We start from the raw sequence: 15,178 nt of genomic DNA, 5'->3' as shown, positions 1-15,178 counted from the left end.
TCGGACCGCTTGCTCAAAACCTGGCCGGCGGCGGCCTGCAGTGCGCCGCCGGGCTTGTCATCTCAGCCTGCCCTCACTTCCACAGCGCACACTTGGACTCTGCCTTGGTCATATAGGCTTGCTCGCCGGGGATGGTCTGGACCAGCTTGTAGTAATCCCAGGGTCGCTTGGACTCTGAAGGTTTCTTCACTTCCATCAGGTACATGTCATGCACCATGCGGCCGTCCGGGCGCACCACGCCATTGCTGGTGAAGAAATCTTCGATGCGGTGCTTGCGCAGGTAATCCATGACCTGGTCGGCATCGGTACTGCCGACCGCCTTGACGGCCTTGAGGTACTGGCCCACGGCCGAGGCGTCGCCGGCCTGGAACATGGAAGGCATCTTCTTCATCTTCAGGAAGTAGCGATTGGCCCAGGCCCGGCTCTGGTCGTTGAGATCCCAGTACCAGCCATCGGTGAGGTACATCCCTTGCGTCATCTGCAGACCCAGCGAATGGGTATCGTTGATGAAGATCAGCAGGCCGGCCAGCTTCATGGTCTTGTTCACGCCGAATTCATTGGCGGCCTTGATGGCATTGATGACGTCGCCCCCGGCCACGGCCAGGCCCAGGATCTGTGCCTTGGAGGACTGCGCCTGCAGCAGGAAGGAAGAAAAATCCGAAGTCGCCAACGGTACCCGCGTGGCCCCCACGACGTTGCCGCCATTGCTCTTGACAACCTCGCTGGTGTCCTTCTCCAGCGAGGTGCCGAAGGCATAGTCGGCCGTCAGGAAATACCACGACTTGCCCCCCTGCCGAGTGATGGCAGCCCCCGTGCCGCGCGCCAGCGCCGTGGTGTCATAGGCGTACTGAATGGTGTAGGCATTGCATTCCTCGTTGGTCTGGCGGGTGGTGCCGGCGCCCACCGAGATGAAGACCTTCTTCTTCTCGCCCGCCACCTTGCCCATGGCCAGACTGGCGGCCGAGTTCACGCCGCCGACCAGCATGTCCACGCCATCACGGTCAAACCATTCACGGGCCTTGTTGGCGGCAATATCGGCCTTGTTCTGGTGGTCGGCAAAGACCAGTTCCACCTTCTTGCCGTTGATGGTGCCACCGGCATCGGCAATGGCCATGCGGATGGCCTCGACGCCGCCCTGGCCGTCGAAGTCGGCATAGGTACCGGACATGTCGGTGATGAAGCCGATCTTGATGGTATCGCCCGCCGCCTGGGCGGATGGCAGGGTGGCTGCGCCCAGCAGGGCACAGGCGGCCGACAGCGCGGCGCGCCGGATGAAAGCGGTCATGGGTCTCCTCCTCTTGGGGTCTGCGGATGGGGTTCTTGTTACGACCCCGCAATCGAGTGCGGGGAAGGTCTTGCGGGACCGGCAGTGCTTTGCCGGTCCGGTCTTGCGTGGGGACGATCAGCCGACGGTGGCGCGCGTCTGTTCGCCATCGACCAGGCGCATCAGGCCCAGCGGGTTGGCGTTCTGCAGCGGAGCCGGCAGCATCGCATCCGGGTAGTTCTGGTAGCACACCGGGCGCAGGAAGCGCTCGATGGCCAGCGTACCGACCGAGGTGCCACGCGCGTCGGACGTGGCCGGATACGGGCCACCGTGGACCATCGCATCGCACACCTCGACACCGGTGGGGAAGCCGTTCAACAGCAGGCGGCCGGCCTTCTGCTCCAGGATCGCGATCAGGTCCTGGTTGCCTTGCAGGTCGCCGATCTCGGCTTGCAGGGTGGCGGTCAGTTGACCATTCATCTTGGCGGCGAAGTCCAGCAATTGTTCACGGCTTTCCAGCTCGACGATGACGGTGGAGGGGCCGAACACTTCTTCTTCCAGCGGCGCTTCCTTGGAGAACAGCAGCGCGGCATCGGCCTTGAACAGGTGCGGCACGGCCTGGGTATAGCTGGTGCCGCCGGTGGCGATCACCTTCACGCCCGGCAACTGGGTCAGGCGCGCCACGCCGCCGTTGTAGTGGGTCAGGCCGCCGCTGTTGAGCATGGTGGCCGGGTTGCTGCCGCCAAAAGCCGCCGACAGCTTCTCGATGAAGGCAGTCAGTTCCGGCGAACGCACGCCCAGCAGCAGACCGGGGCTGGTACACAACTGGCCCACGCCGACCGTAACCGAACCGGCCAGGTCCTTTGCGATGGCGTCACCGCGTACCTTGAGCGCTTCGGACATCAGGATGATGGGGTTGATGCTGGACATCTCAGCAAACACCGGGATCGGCTGCGGACGGGCCGCGGCCATGTCGCACAGGGCACGACCGCCACGCAGCGAACCGGTGAAGCCGACTGCCTGGATGCCGGCGCTCTTGACCAACTGGGCGCCCACGCGGTCGCCATAGATCATGTTGAAGGTACCGGCGGGCATCCCGGTCTTCTTGACGGCGCGCTCGATGGCATTGGCCACCAGTTCGGAAGTGACCAGGTGGCCGCTGTGGGCCTTGAACACCACCGGGCAACCGGCCGCCAGCGCAGCAGCGGTATCACCACCGGCCACCGAGAAGGCCAGCGGGAAATTGCTGGCACCGAACACGGCCACCGGGCCCACGCCGATCTTGTACTGGCGGATGTCCGGGCGCGGCAGCGGCTGGCGTTGCGGCAGGGCGGTATCGATGCGGGCGCCATAGAAGTCGCCGCGACGCACGACCTTGGCAAACAGGCGCATCTGGCCGCTGGTGCGGGCACGTTCGCCGGCCAGGCGCGGGGTCGCCGGCAGGGCGGTTTCGCGCGAGACGGCGGCCAGGAAGTCGTCGCCCAAGGCGTCGATTTCATCGGCGATGGCTTCCAGGAACAGGGCGCGCTGTTCGGCGGCAATGGCGCGGTACAGCGGATAGGCCTTCTCGGCCGCATCCACGGCGGCGGCCACTTCGTGCTCGGTGGCAGTCAGGAAGGGGGTTTCGAAGAGGGCACCGGTGGTCGCGTCCACGCTGTGCAGGGCGATGTCGCCCTTGCCGCTGCGCTGGCCGCCGATGTAGTTGTGTCCAAGAATCTTGTCGCTCACGTTGTGCTCCTGCTGGTTTCGTTGATACCGCCCGAGTTCGGGTCAGGCATGAAAGCTGCACCCGCACGGGGCGGGCACAGCTGAGGGGGAACTGCGGAACAGGCTGGCCTTGGCCGCTGTCCCGCGCTGCTCATTGTCGGCCATCACATGGATTGCTGCAGCATCTGCAGGTAATCCTGTTGCGAGGCCTCGCGCGGATTGGTCTTGTGGCTGTGGTCGGCCAGGGCACCCTTGATGATCTGCGGGAACAGGGATTCGCTCACGCCCAGTTCGCGCAGGCCGGCGGGCAAGCCCAGGCGACGGCTCATCTCACGAATCGCCGGGCCGATCTCGGCGCCGCTGGACAGACCCATGGCGTGGGCCATGCGCGCCATCTTGTTGTCCTTGACCATACTCGGCGCGCTTTCGTTGAAGGCGATGATGGCCGGCAGGAAGATCGCATTGAGGGTGCCATGGTGCAGCCTGGGATTGATGCCGCCCAGCGAATGCGACAGGCTGTGCACGCAACCGAGTCCCTTCTGGAAGGCCATGGCGCCCTGCATGGAGGCGCTCATCATGTTGAGCCGTGCTTCGCGGTCGCCGGGCTCGCGGGTGGCGCGCTCGATGTGTGCCCAGGCACGCCACAGGCCATCCAGTGCGATGCCATCGGCCGGCGGGTTGAAGGCTGGCGCCATGAAGGTTTCCAGGCAGTGCGCGATGGCATCCATGCCGGTGGCGGCCGTCATCAGCGGCGGCAGGCCCAGGGTCAGTTCGGGGTCGCAGATGGCCAGCCTGGGCACCAGGTACGGCGAGATGATGCCGACCTTGCGGCCATCGTCGAGGATCAGGATGGCACCACGGCCGACTTCGCTGCCGGTACCGGCGGTGGTCGGGATGGCGATCACCGGGGCGGTCTTGGCCGTGATGTTGGCCAGGCCACCTTCGATGAGCGCAAAGGACTTCAGCGGGCCTTCGTGGGTGCCGCAGACGGCCACACCCTTGGCCAGATCGATGGAGGAACCACCGCCGACGGCCACGATGCCATCGCAGCCATGCTCACGGAACAGCGCCACAGCAGTGCGAACCGCGCCTTCGTTGGGATTGGGCGGGGTCTGGTCATAGACCACGGCACCGGCACCATCCTTCAACTGGCCCAGGACCTTGTCCAGCAGGCCGGCATTGCGGATGCCCGGGTCGGTCACCAGCAGCGGCTTCTTGATGCCCAGGCGGTCACATTCCTGCTGCAGCAGCGCCAACGCGCCGTAGTCGAACTGGACCTGGGTGATGTAGTTGATAAGTGCCATTACATAGCCTTGATTTATAGATGTCGCCACCGGGTCCGCTGTCTGCGGGCTGGGTCGGCAACCTGCCAGGAGCAGCTCTTCCCTCTCGGGCCCGGCTTTGGAAAGCCAGACTCTAAGCCATCGCACGGCCCTTGGCTAATGAGAGCTGTTGATATGGGTATAACCAGGGCTCATACTGGAGCCCGCTTCCAAGGATACCCCATGCACACCACCCTACCCTCGCTGGCCTCCATCACTTCCCGCCTGCACCTGCGCCAACTGCGCCTGCTGATCGCCCTGGCCGACCACGGCTCGCTGCTCAAGGCCGCCGAGCAGGTGGCGCTGACCCAGCCCGGCGCCAGCAAGGCTCTGCAGGAAATCGAAAGCACCCTGGGCGCACAATTGTTCACCCGCACCAATCGTGGCCTGGAAGCCACCGAGCTGGGCCATTGCGTGATCCGCTATGCGCGGCTGATCCAGACCGACCTGACGCACCTGCGTGAAGAAATGTTATCCATCATGCAAGGCCACGGAGGCCGACTGGCGGTGGGCACCATCATGGGCGCGGTGCCGCTGCTGACCGATGCGCTTACGCAATTGCTGGAGGCGCATCCGACGCTGTCGGTGGAAATCGTCGAGGACACCAGTGCGCGGCTGCTGCGCCTGCTGGACCAAGGCCGGCTGGACCTGGCGATCTGCCGCACCAGCATCAGCCAGCGCCCGGACCTGTATGACGCCTTCAACATCCACGAGGAAGAGCTGGCCGTGGTGGCCAGCGTGCAGCATCCGCTGGCAGCAGCGCCCAGCCTGCAACTGGCGGACCTGGCCGATTCGCGCTGGGTGGTCTACTCGGCCAACATGCCCATGCGGCTGACGCTGGAGCGCGAATTCCACGATGCCGACCTGCGCTTCCCGCTGCACCTGATGGAAACCACTTCGGCCTTCACTACCTTGTCGCTGCTGCAGAAGAATCCGCACTTCGTGGCGCTGCTGTCGGTGGACGTGGCGCAGTTCTGCACGCGCTTTGGCATGACGCGCATCCTGCCGCTGAAGTTGCATACGCGCAGCGAGCCCTACCAACTGGTGACGCGGCGCGGGACCTTGCTCTCGCCGGTGGCGCGGCTGTTCCTGGACGGTTTTGCACGGACGGTGGCACCAGAAGTCTGAAGGCAAACAAAAAGCGCTCCCGCAGGAGCGCTTTCAGGTTGATGACGAACCCCGTGTTTTCGAACACGGGGTTTTGTTTTTCAGGCGCAGGTAATTTGCAGATGGTCGATGGCGCAGAAGCCAAGCAAGGCGCTCATTTTTCGCTGTAGCCACTTTTGTACGCTGGCAGAGGCGCTCAAGCCGTGTAAAAGCGCGCGCAAGCGCGCCACCAACAGGGCAATCTTCTTCATGTTCTGGGCCGCCGCCGCCAACAAGCACTGCTCGGCGACCTTGCGCAATCCCCGCATACGGGCATAACGATGTCCGTGCAATTGCTTGGCGTCGGCGAAGCTGCGTTCTACCGTTTCCTTGCGTCGGGCATAGATGCGCTTGCCCCATTCGGTACGACGCCGATCATCCACCTTCTCCTTGGAACGCTCCCACACATGGCGCGTCACCACCTTGACCGCATTGGCGCTATTGGTGCATTGCTCGCGTACCTTGCAGCCTCGGCATTGCTCAGGGTTGGATTTGTATTCCCGATACCCCAGTCGATTGGTCGTGCTGTAGCGCAAGGGTTGACCCTGCGGGCAGATGTATTCGTCACGGTAGGCATCGTACTCATACGCCCGTTTAAAGAATGTCCCCGGCTTGTGGTTGGGTGTGCGGTAGCCCATCACGCCGCTGATCTCGCGATTCTCCAGTCCCTGGCAGACGGCCGGTGTGAAGTAGCCCGCATCCAGGCCAACGGCCTGTACATCAAATCCGAACGTCTGGCGCTGACGATCCAGGCGCGCCAGATAAGGCTGACTGTCATGGACTGAGGCGGGCGTGACATGGGTATCGGTAATGATGGAATGCTTGGCATCGACGGTGCGGTGATCCAGGTAGAAGAAGCCCTTGGGCTTGTCGTCGCGCACCATGTAGCCACTCTCGGGATCGGTGCGACTGACCTTGATCTCTTTGGTGGGCGGCTCATCATCGTCGTCACGCTTGAGCGGTTTCTTGCCATGCTCGGCACGGTCGATATCCACAGCGGCATCCAATTCGGCCAGATAGGCCGAGGGGGTCTGGGTAACTTGAACGTAGTCGAACTTGTTCTTGTTGGCGTTGGCCTTGAGGTGGGTGCTGTCGCTGTAGAGCACACGGCCATCGACCATGCCGCGTCCAATGGCCTGGCGCACGATCTCGTCGAAGATCTCTTGATAGACGGTGGTATCAATGAAGCGGCGGCGCCGGTTCTGGGAGAAGGTGGAGGAGTCCGGTACCTTGTCGGTCAAACGGAATCCGGCAAACCAGCGATAGGCCACATTGACCTGGACCTCGCGGATGAGCTGGCGCTCGCTGCGGATACCGAAGAGGTAACCGATGAACAAGAGCTTGAAGAGTACCACCGGGTCCAGTGCCGGGCGGCCATTGTCGGCGCAATACAGATGCGCCACCTTCTCTCGGATGAACTCGAAATCCACCGCCGCGTCGATCTTGCGCAGCAGGTGGTCCTTGGGCACGAGCATCTCGATGGTCACCATCTCTAACTCGTGCTGGGCGGCTGTCGGTTTTTTGAGCATGACCGATTAAACAACAAAGCCTTGGCTCTCGCCAAGGCTTTGTCATCAATCTGAAAGCGCTCCCGCAGGAGCGCTTTCTGATCGATTCCGACGCAACGATTACTTGTTCGGCTGCGGCGTGATGCGCAGGTAGGGGCGTGGTGCCTTGTAGCCCTTCGGATACTTCTGCTTGATGACTTCCTCATCCTTGACCGTCAGCGGGATGATGACGTCGTCGCCATCCTTCCAGTTGCCCGGGGTGGCCACGGTGTAGCCGTCGGTCAGTTGCAGGGCATCGATGACGCGCAGCACTTCGTCGAAGTTGCGGCCGGTGCTCATCGGGTAGGTGATGATGAGGCGCACCTTCTTCTTCGGGTCAATCACGAAGAGCGAACGCACGGTCGCCGTTTCGGATTGGTTGGGGTGGATCATGTCGTACAGGCCCGCGACCTTCTTGTCGACGTCGGCCACGATGGGGAAGCCGACCACGGTCTGCTGGGTTTCCTCGATGTCCTTGATCCACTGGTTGTGGGCCTCGGCGCCATCCACCGACAGCGCGATGGCCTTGACGTTGCGCTTGTCGAATTCGGGCTTGAGCTTGGCAGTCAGGCCCAGCTCGGTGGTGCAGACCGGCGTGAAGTCGGCCGGGTGCGAGAACAGTACGACCCAGGAGTCGCCCGCCCAGTCGTGGAATTTGATCTTGCCGATCGAGGATTCTTGCTCGAAATCCGGTGCGGTATCGCCCAGGCGCAACGTCATGGTGGTCTCCTTGGTGGACAGAGTGAAAACGGGAAGGCTGACTATAACGCGAGGCCAGCCTCAGGCCAACGACTATAAAGTGGTTTTCAAATAACGCGATGCAATGTGGAACTACAGATTTTGCAGCGTAGAAATGAATCTGTCGGCATCCTGGTAACCGATCACGCGGCGCGACGTCAGTTCCCGGCCGTCGCCATCGAAGAACATGATGCCGGGCGGACCAAAGAGCTTGAAGCGCTTCAACATGGCGCGGTCGTCAGCATTGTTGGCGGTCACGTCGATCTGCAGCAGCAGCATCTGGCCGAAACGTTCCTTCACGCGCGGGTCCGTGAAGGTGAAGCGTTCCATTTCCTTGCAGGACACGCACCAGTCAGCATAGAAATCCAGCATGACCGGGCGGCGCTCACCGGCAGCATTCTGCTGTAGCGCGGCATCCAGCTCGGCGCTGGAGCGGATGCGCACGAAGTCGGTAGCCCCCGTCGCGACCGCCTGCCCGCGCAGATGCGACAGCGGTGCCAGCGGATCGCGTCCGCCCGTGGCGACACTGACCAACTGCAGCAAGCCCAGCGTGACCACCGCCAGTCCGAGCGCCCGCGACATCCATCCGGCCGGGCGCGTCCATAGCAGGAAGGCGCCATAGCCGATGCCCAGTACCGCCCAGCCGGCGACCTGCAACCAGGCGGGGATGACCGGCGCGACCATCCACAGCGCAGTACCCAGCATCAACACGCCAAAGAAGCGCTTGACCGCATCCATCCAGGCCCCGGCGCGCGGCAGTAGCGCGCCGGCGGAAGCGCCGATCAGCAGCAGCGGCACGCTCATGCCGGCCGCCATGGCAAATAGGGCGCTGCCGCCCAGCAACACATCGCCGGTTTGACTGATGTAGAGCAAGGCGCCGGCCAGCGGGGCGGCCACGCAGGGGCCGACGATGAGGGCCGAGATCGCGCCCATCACGAATACCCCCAACCACTTGCCGCTGCCGCCGCCGGAGGCGGTGGATAACCTGGATTGCAATGAGGCGGGCACTTGCAGGGTGTAGAGATCGAACATCGACAAGGCCAGCCCGGCCATCAACAGGGCAAACGCAGCCAGCACCCAGGGATTCTGCAGATAGGCCGACAAGCCCTCGCCGAGCATTCCGGCCACGACGCCCAGCGCGGTGTAGATCAGGATCATGCCGAGTGAATAATCGAGCGAGAGCAGGAAGCTACGGCCACGTCCGCCTCCCTTCGCCGGCTGCTGGCCAACGATGATGGAAGACAGGATAGGCAACATCGGCAGCACGCAGGGTGTGAAGGACAGGCCGATGCCCAACAAGAAGAACAGCGTGAGGATAGGCCACAGCTTGCCCGCCTTGAGCACGGCGGTGATGCGGTCAACATCACTGCCGCCTGAGGCGGCCGTTTCAGCACCCGTACCGACCGGGCTCACACTCTGGCCGATGGCCTGGGCCGACATGGACAGCTTCAAGGTCATCGGTGGATAACACAATCCCTTGTCGGCGCAGCCTTGCGACACCGCCAAAACGACGAAATCCTTCACTTCCCCGCTGACAGGAACACGCACGGTGACCGACTGATGATAGGTTTCGACTTCCTTCTGGAAGTTTTCGTCATACTTGCGTTTACCCGCCGGAAACTGGGGTTGCCCCAGCGTGGCCCCTTCGGCGCTGAAGTGAAAACGATCCCGGTACATGTAGTATCCATCGGCGATGCGATAGCTCAGCTCCAGGGTCTGGGCATCGACCATGCGGCCGCTGAGCTGGAAGGCTTGTTCGGGCGGCAGGTAATCGTCTGCGGCCTGGGCGGCCTTGGCCACCAGCAGGCCGAGCAGCACCAGGAGCGCCAGCACGATCAGCAGGGGAAATCTTGTCAGGCGCTCGCGCCGGTTGATGCGGTTCAACGGTAGTCCTCGTTCTAAGGGGGCTGTGCTTACACCCGCAGGGGCCGGGCGGTCTCATCTTGCATCCACGCCAGATAAGCGGGCAACCCTGCCGTGATGGGCAGCGCAATGATTTCCGGCACGTCATAGGGATGGAGTTGGACAATCGCCTGCTCCAGTTCCTGATAGCGCGCCTGGGTCGTCTTGATCAGCAAGGGGAGCTCGGTATCGCGCTGGACCTTGCCCTGCCAGCGATAGACCGACCTGGCCGGCGCCAGGATATTGACGCAGGCCGCCAGGCCTTGCTCCACCAGGGCATCGGCAATGCGTTCGGCCACTGCCTGGTCGGGCACATTGGCCAGCACCAGCAGCGGCTGATTCAACAGGGAAGCGGACATGGATAGGTCTCCTTGCAGAAGCCGTATTCAACCACATCCAGAGGCCAGGCGTGACGGTGCCAATCAGCCGGATGAAAGAAAATACCGGCGCGCCAAACAAAAAAGCCAGGCAGAGCCTGGCTTTTTTGTCGATGATGCAGCGTCCGGTGAATTATTCAGCGGTCGGCGCGTCAGCGGCGTCGGTGACTTCCGGACGATCGACCAGCTCGACGAAGGCCATCGGTGCGTTGTCGCCTTGACGGAAGCCCATCTTCAGGATGCGCAGGTAGCCGCCGTTACGGGCAGCGTAGCGCGGGCCCAGTTCGGAGAACAGCTTGCCGACGATTTCGCGGTCACGCAGGCGGTTGAAGGCCAGACGCTTGTTGGCCAGGGTGTCGGTCTTGCCCAGGGTCAGGATCGGCTCGACGACGCGGCGCAGTTCCTTGGCCTTCGGCAGGGTGGTCTTGATGGCTTCATGACGCAGCAGCGAGACAGTCATGTTGCGCAGCATGGCCAGACGGTGGGACGAAGTACGATTCAGTTTGCGGAGACCGTGACGGTGACGCATGGTAATTTCCTTTCAGGTTACAGTTTTGATCCAGTTCTTCTATCGGCAGGCCAGCGTTGCTGTCCGGACCGCGGACCGGTAAATGACGGATAAGAGTTTTTTACTACGGGTATGACGATAACTTCAGGTACTGCTTCGTGTCAGCCTGGGGGCGGGGACTTTCATCGACGCCCGCCAGGCGACATGAATTACTTTTCCAGACCGGCCGGCGGCCAGTTTTCCAGCTTCATGCCCAGGGTCAGGCCACGCGAAGCCAGGACTTCCTTGATTTCGTTCAACGACTTGCGACCCAGGTTCGGGGTCTTCAGCAGTTCGTTTTCGCTGCGCTGGATCAGGTCGCCGATGTAGTAGATGTTCTCGGCCTTCAGGCAGTTTGCCGAACGGACAGTCAGTTCCAGGTCGTCCACCGGACGCAGCAGGATAGGATCGACCTGCGGTGCGCGCGACGGTGCTTCTGCCGTCGCTTCGGTGCCTTCCAGGGCAGCGAACACGTTGAGTTGATCAACCAGCACGCGAGCCGACTGGCGGATCGCTTCTTCCGGGGTGATGACGCCGTTGGTCTCGATGTTCATGACCAGCTTGTCCAGGTCGGTACGCTGTTCCACACGCGCGGATTCGACGGCGTAGGACACGCGACGCACCGGCGAGAACGAGGCATCCAGAATGATGCGACCGATGGTCTTGTTGGTGTCTTCGGACAGGCGACGCACGTTACCCGGCACGTAGCCACGGCCCTTTTCGACCTTGATCTGCATGTCCAGCTTGCCGCCACCGGTCAGGTTGGCGATGACGTGATCCGGGTTGATCAGTTCGACGTCGTGCGGCAGATCGATATCGGAAGCCAGGACGGCGCCTTCGCCTTCCTTCTTCAGGGTCAGGGTGACTTCGTCACGGTTGTGCAGCTTGAAGACCACGCCCTTCAGGTTCAGCAGGATGTCGACGACGTCTTCCTGCACGCCGTCCAGGGACGAGTATTCGTGCACCACACCAGCGATGGTCACTTCGGTGGGAGCGTAACCGCTCATGGTCGACAGCAGCACGCGACGCAGCGCGTTGCCCAGGGTGTGACCGTAACCACGCTCGAACGGCTCCATCACGACCTTTGCGTGACCGGGGGCCAGGGTTTCCACTTCGATGATGCGGGGCTTCAACAAACTGTTTTGCATGAATTGTCCTTTTCAATACCCTCGGCTCGTTACACCGATAAGGCTGATGGCAGTTCGGAAAAATGCCCACCATGAGGTGGGCACAGGGGTACAGCAGTACGACGAATTAACGCGAGTACAGTTCGACGATCAGCGATTCGTTGACGTCGGCAGCGATTTCGCTACGGTCCGGAGCGGACTTGAAGGTGCCTTCCAGCTTCTTCGAATCCACGGAAACCCACTGCGGGAAACCGTTCGATTCGGCCAGCGACAGGGCTTCGGCGATACGCACTTGCTTCTTGGCCTTTTCGCGGACGGCAACCACGTCACCAGCCTTGACCGAGTAGGAAGCGATGTTGACGACTTGACCGTTCACGGTCAGGGCCTTGTGGGACACCAGCTGACGCGCTTCAGCGCGGGTCGAGCCGAAGCCCATGCGGTAGACGACGTTGTCCAGACGCGATTCCAGCAGCTTGAGCAGGGTTTCGCCGGTGTTGCCCTTGCGGCGGTCGGCTTCAGCGAAGTAGCGGCGGAACTGGCGCTCGAGGACGCCGTACATACGCTTGACCTTCTGCTTTTCGCGCAGCTGGTTGCCGTAGTCGGAGGTGCGGGCGCCCGAGGTGCGGCCGTGCTGACCCGGCTTGGAATCCAGCTTGCACTTGGAGTCCAGCGAGCGGCGTGCGCTCTTCAAGAACAGGTCGGTGCCTTCGCGGCGGGAGAGTTTTGCTTTCGGTCCGATATAACGTGCCACGGTATTTCCTTTATCAATGACGTCCCATGTTGCCGGACGCTAGTCTGACCTGTATACAGCCAGACAGTGGTCTTAAGAACAAAACCCGCCAAGGTGATTGGCGGGTGATTTGCCTGCGCTTTTGCCTGACGAACAGGCGAAAGCGCAAGATTATACTACAACTTACTACAACTTAGATGCGACGGCGCTTCGGCGGACGGCAGCCGTTGTGCGGGACCGGGGTCACGTCCTGGATCTGGGTGATCTTGATGCCCAGGTTGTTCAGAGCGCGCACTGCGGATTCACGGCCCGGGCCGGGGCCCTTGATACGCACTTCCAGGTTCTTGATGCCGCATTCGATGGCAACCTTGCCGGCGCTTTCAGCGGCGACCTGGGCTGCGAACGGAGTCGACTTGCGCGAACCCTTGAAGCCAGCACCACCCGAAGTTGCCCACGACAGAGCGTTGCCCTGACGGTCGGTGATCGTGATGATGGTGTTGTTGAACGAAGCGTGAACGTGCGCGATGCCTTCAGCGACGTTCTTCTTGACTTTCTTACGAACACGCGATGCTGCTGCGTTGTTGGGGGACTTTGCCATAATTTCTTCCTTGAATCCGACCAGTGCTTGCGCCTGCCGGGATTATTTCTTCAGCGATTGAGCGGCCTTGCGCGGACCCTTGCGAGTACGGGCGTTGGTGCGAGTGCGTTGACCACGGACCGGCAGACCACGACGGTGACGCAGACCGCGGTAGCAACCCAAGTCCATCAAACGCTTGATGTTCATGGACAACTCACGGCGCAGATCGCCTTCCACGACGAACTTGGCGATTTCGTCACGCAGCTTTTCCAGCTCGTTATCGTCCAGGTCCTTGACCTTCTTGTTGGTCGGAACGCCGGTAGCAGCGCAGATGTCTTGTGCGCGGGGACGGCCAATACCGTAGATGGCGGTCAGGCCGATCACGGTGTGCTGATGGTTGGGGATGTTAACCCCTGCAATACGTGCCATTCGTTATTCCTCGATCAATAACGTTAAGTTAACCCTGGCGCTGCTTATGACGGGGTTCGGTGCAGATCACACGAACGACGCCATTGCGCTTGATGATTTTGCAGTTGCGGCAGATCCGCTTGACTGATGCGAGCACTTTCATTGTGGCCCTCTTTCTTTCAATGTTTCACTGTTACTTGGTTCGGAACACGATACGTGCCCGGCTCAAATCGTAAGGCGTCAGTTCCACCGTTACCTTATCGCCAGGCAGGATGCGGATGTAATTCATGCGCATCTTGCCGGAAATATGGCCGAGTACAACGTGACCGTTTTCCAACTTAACCCTGAATGTCGCGTTGGGGAGATTTTCAAGAATCTCGCCCTGCATCTGAATAACGTCGTCTTTTGCCATTCCGTGTCTTCTTCCTCTGGAGCATGAGCCCGCTTATCGCGGTGTCATGCCACCCTTGAAATTAGCTTTGCGGAGCAACGATTCATACTGCTGCGACATCACATAGTTCTGCACTTGGGCCATGAAATCCATCGTCACGACCACAATGATCAGCAGCGATGTGCCACCGAAGTAGAACGGCACCTTCCAGCGTGCGATCAGGAACTCTGGCAGCAGGCACACCAAGGTGATGTACACGGCGCCGGCCAGGGTCAGGCGCATCAGGATCTTGTCGATATAACGCGCGGTCTGGTCACCCGGACGGATACCCGGAACAAATGCACCACTCTTCTTCAGGTTGTCTGCCGTTTCCTTGCTATTGAACACCAGTGCGGTGTAGAAGAAGCAGAAGAAGACGATAGCTACCGCATACAGCAAGGCATGGATCGGTTCGCCTGGTGCCATCGATGCCGCCAGATCCTTCAGGAAACGAATGAAGGGATTGGACGTATCACCCGATGTAAACCAGCTGGTGATCGTGGCAGGGAACAGAATGATCGACGATGCAAAGATCGGCGGGATCACGCCAGCCATGTTCAGCTTCAGCGGCAGGTGGCTGCTTTGACCACCGTAGATCTTGTTGCCGACCTGACGCTTCGCATAGTTCACCAGGATCTTGCGCTGGCCACGTTCGATGAACACCACCAGGAACGTCACCAGACCCACGATCGCACAGATCAGGATTGCCGACAGAGCGTTCATCGAACCGGTACGGACCAGCTCGAACAAGCCACCCAGAGCATTCGGCAGACCTGCCGCAATACCAGCGAAGATGATGATCGAGATGCCATTGCCCAGACCACGTTCAGTGATCTGTTCACCCAGCCACATCAGGAACATCGTACCGGTGATCAAGGTCACCACCGTGGTCAGGCGGAAGGCCAGACCCGGATCCAGCACCAACCCGGCTTGCGATTCCAGCGCCACTGCAATGCCCAGCGCCTGGAAGGTCGCCAGCACCAGAGTGCCGTAGCGGGTGTACTGGGTGATCTTGCGACGACCGGCTTCACCCTCTTTCTTCAACGCTTCCAGCTGCGGCGAAACCACCGACAGCAGCTGCATGATGATCGATGCCGAGATATACGGCATGATCCCCAGTGCGAAGATCGTAAAGCGCGACAGGGCACCACCAGAGAACATGTTGAACATGCCCAGAATGCCACCCTGATTCTGCTTGAACAGCTGCGCCAACTGCGTCGGATCAATACCCGGAACCGGGATATGTGCACCGATGCGATAAACGATCAACGCCCCCAGCAGGAACCACAAACGACCCCAGGGGAATCCTTTTGCGGCGCCTTTTGCTAATTGAGGAGTAGTTGCCAATTAATGCTC

At 61.2% G+C, this 15,178-nt stretch carries 16 protein-coding genes; 1 reads left to right on the top strand and 15 read right to left on the bottom strand.

Going from position 1 to position 15,178, the window contains the following annotated elements; translation table 11 throughout:
* Nucleotides 1-73: 73 nt before the first annotated feature.
* The 3 genes from RC54_RS00815 to RC54_RS00805 form a co-directional block, all read right to left on the bottom strand.
* The gene (locus RC54_RS00815) at nt 74-1,285 is read right to left on the bottom strand and encodes an ABC transporter substrate-binding protein (protein WP_058893875.1); all 1,212 of its coding nucleotides are present in this window, start codon (nt 1,283-1,285) and stop codon (nt 74-76) included.
* 117 nt (nt 1,286-1,402) lie between these two features.
* Nucleotides 1,403-2,992, bottom strand: coding sequence for an aldehyde dehydrogenase (NADP(+)) (locus RC54_RS00810; RefSeq protein ID WP_058893874.1), 1,590 nt, complete (start codon nt 2,990-2,992; stop codon nt 1,403-1,405).
* A 143-nt stretch (nt 2,993-3,135) separates the two neighbouring features.
* The gene (locus RC54_RS00805) at nt 3,136-4,275 is read right to left on the bottom strand and encodes an iron-containing alcohol dehydrogenase (RefSeq protein ID WP_058893873.1); all 1,140 of its coding nucleotides are present in this window, start codon (nt 4,273-4,275) and stop codon (nt 3,136-3,138) included.
* Between the two features lie 201 nt (nt 4,276-4,476).
* On the opposite strand from RC54_RS00805, the gene RC54_RS00800 reads away from it, so the two are divergent.
* Nucleotides 4,477-5,421 (top strand): LysR family transcriptional regulator, encoded by a 945-nt coding sequence (locus RC54_RS00800; protein ID WP_044528188.1) that lies wholly within the window; start codon nt 4,477-4,479, stop codon nt 5,419-5,421.
* 80 nt (nt 5,422-5,501) lie between these two features.
* On the opposite strand, the gene RC54_RS00795 is transcribed toward RC54_RS00800, so the two are convergent.
* The 12 genes from RC54_RS00795 to secY form a co-directional block, all read right to left on the bottom strand.
* Complete coding sequence (locus RC54_RS00795; protein ID WP_058896034.1) at nt 5,502-6,968, bottom strand: IS1182 family transposase; 1,467 nt, start codon at nt 6,966-6,968, stop codon at nt 5,502-5,504.
* A gap of 99 nt (nt 6,969-7,067) precedes the next feature.
* A complete protein-coding gene (locus RC54_RS00790) occupies nt 7,068-7,706 on the bottom strand; it encodes a peroxiredoxin (protein WP_044528189.1) in 639 nt (212 codons plus the stop codon).
* A 111-nt stretch (nt 7,707-7,817) separates the two neighbouring features.
* Entirely contained in the window at nt 7,818-9,608 is a 1,791-nt protein-coding gene (dsbD, locus tag RC54_RS00785; protein ID WP_061790647.1) for a protein-disulfide reductase DsbD, read from the bottom strand.
* Nucleotides 9,609-9,637: 29 nt separating this feature from the next.
* Nucleotides 9,638-9,985: a divalent-cation tolerance protein CutA gene (gene cutA / locus RC54_RS00780; RefSeq protein WP_058893871.1), complete on the bottom strand. Its 348-nt coding sequence runs from the start codon at nt 9,983-9,985 to the stop codon at nt 9,638-9,640.
* A gap of 151 nt (nt 9,986-10,136) precedes the next feature.
* Complete coding sequence (rplQ, locus tag RC54_RS00775) at nt 10,137-10,532, bottom strand: 50S ribosomal protein L17 (protein ID WP_008334167.1); 396 nt, start codon at nt 10,530-10,532, stop codon at nt 10,137-10,139.
* Between the two features lie 188 nt (nt 10,533-10,720).
* The gene (locus RC54_RS00770; RefSeq protein ID WP_006464909.1) at nt 10,721-11,698 is read right to left on the bottom strand and encodes a DNA-directed RNA polymerase subunit alpha; all 978 of its coding nucleotides are present in this window, start codon (nt 11,696-11,698) and stop codon (nt 10,721-10,723) included.
* 106 nt (nt 11,699-11,804) lie between these two features.
* On the bottom strand, nt 11,805-12,428 hold the full coding sequence (gene rpsD, locus RC54_RS00765) for a 30S ribosomal protein S4 (RefSeq protein ID WP_017453027.1): 624 nt from the start codon (nt 12,426-12,428) through the stop codon (nt 11,805-11,807).
* A 172-nt stretch (nt 12,429-12,600) separates the two neighbouring features.
* Nucleotides 12,601-13,005 carry a 30S ribosomal protein S11 gene (gene rpsK / locus RC54_RS00760; RefSeq protein WP_006464911.1) on the bottom strand — a complete coding sequence of 135 codons (405 nt, stop codon included), beginning with the start codon at nt 13,003-13,005 and terminating at the stop codon, nt 12,601-12,603.
* 42 nt (nt 13,006-13,047) lie between these two features.
* Nucleotides 13,048-13,413 (bottom strand): 30S ribosomal protein S13, encoded by a 366-nt coding sequence (rpsM, locus tag RC54_RS00755; RefSeq protein ID WP_006464912.1) that lies wholly within the window; start codon nt 13,411-13,413, stop codon nt 13,048-13,050.
* A 28-nt stretch (nt 13,414-13,441) separates the two neighbouring features.
* The gene (gene rpmJ, locus RC54_RS00750; RefSeq protein ID WP_006464913.1) at nt 13,442-13,555 is read right to left on the bottom strand and encodes a 50S ribosomal protein L36; all 114 of its coding nucleotides are present in this window, start codon (nt 13,553-13,555) and stop codon (nt 13,442-13,444) included.
* Nucleotides 13,556-13,585: 30 nt separating this feature from the next.
* Complete coding sequence (infA, locus tag RC54_RS00745; RefSeq protein WP_005663428.1) at nt 13,586-13,804, bottom strand: translation initiation factor IF-1; 219 nt, start codon at nt 13,802-13,804, stop codon at nt 13,586-13,588.
* Nucleotides 13,805-13,837: 33 nt separating this feature from the next.
* Nucleotides 13,838-15,169, bottom strand: a complete 1,332-nt coding sequence (gene secY, locus RC54_RS00740) for a preprotein translocase subunit SecY (protein ID WP_017453026.1) — start codon at nt 15,167-15,169, stop codon at nt 13,838-13,840.
* Nucleotides 15,170-15,178 lie beyond the last annotated feature (9 nt).

The organism is Herbaspirillum rubrisubalbicans, assembly GCF_003719195.1.
GTDB classification, from domain to species: Bacteria; Pseudomonadota; Gammaproteobacteria; order Burkholderiales; family Burkholderiaceae_D; genus Herbaspirillum; species Herbaspirillum rubrisubalbicans.
The sequence above is the reverse complement of the archived record's forward strand: the minus strand, read 5'-3'. Positions and strand labels throughout refer to the sequence as shown.

What these genes read in the sequence shown, in the direction of transcription:
- RC54_RS00815 (WP_058893875.1), bottom strand. Translation starts at nt 1,285, where the DNA reads ATGACCGCTTTCATCCGGCGCGCCGCGCTGTCGGCCGCCTGTGCCCTG.
- RC54_RS00805 (WP_058893873.1), bottom strand. Translation starts at nt 4,275, where the DNA reads ATGGCACTTATCAACTACATCACCCAGGTCCAGTTCGACTACGGCGCG.
- RC54_RS00800 (WP_044528188.1), top strand. Translation starts at nt 4,477, where the DNA reads ATGCACACCACCCTACCCTCGCTGGCCTCCATCACTTCCCGCCTGCAC.
- RC54_RS00795 (WP_058896034.1), bottom strand. Translation starts at nt 6,968, where the DNA reads ATGCTCAAAAAACCGACAGCCGCCCAGCACGAGTTAGAGATGGTGACC.
- RC54_RS00790 (WP_044528189.1), bottom strand. Translation starts at nt 7,706, where the DNA reads ATGACGTTGCGCCTGGGCGATACCGCACCGGATTTCGAGCAAGAATCC.
- cutA (WP_058893871.1), bottom strand. Translation starts at nt 9,985, where the DNA reads ATGTCCGCTTCCCTGTTGAATCAGCCGCTGCTGGTGCTGGCCAATGTG.
- rplQ (WP_008334167.1), bottom strand. Translation starts at nt 10,532, where the DNA reads ATGCGTCACCGTCACGGTCTCCGCAAACTGAATCGTACTTCGTCCCAC.
- RC54_RS00770 (WP_006464909.1), bottom strand. Translation starts at nt 11,698, where the DNA reads ATGCAAAACAGTTTGTTGAAGCCCCGCATCATCGAAGTGGAAACCCTG.
- rpsK (WP_006464911.1), bottom strand. Translation starts at nt 13,005, where the DNA reads ATGGCAAAGTCCCCCAACAACGCAGCAGCATCGCGTGTTCGTAAGAAA.
- rpsM (WP_006464912.1), bottom strand. Translation starts at nt 13,413, where the DNA reads ATGGCACGTATTGCAGGGGTTAACATCCCCAACCATCAGCACACCGTG.
- rpmJ (WP_006464913.1), bottom strand. Translation starts at nt 13,555, where the DNA reads ATGAAAGTGCTCGCATCAGTCAAGCGGATCTGCCGCAACTGCAAAATC.
- infA (WP_005663428.1), bottom strand. Translation starts at nt 13,804, where the DNA reads ATGGCAAAAGACGACGTTATTCAGATGCAGGGCGAGATTCTTGAAAAT.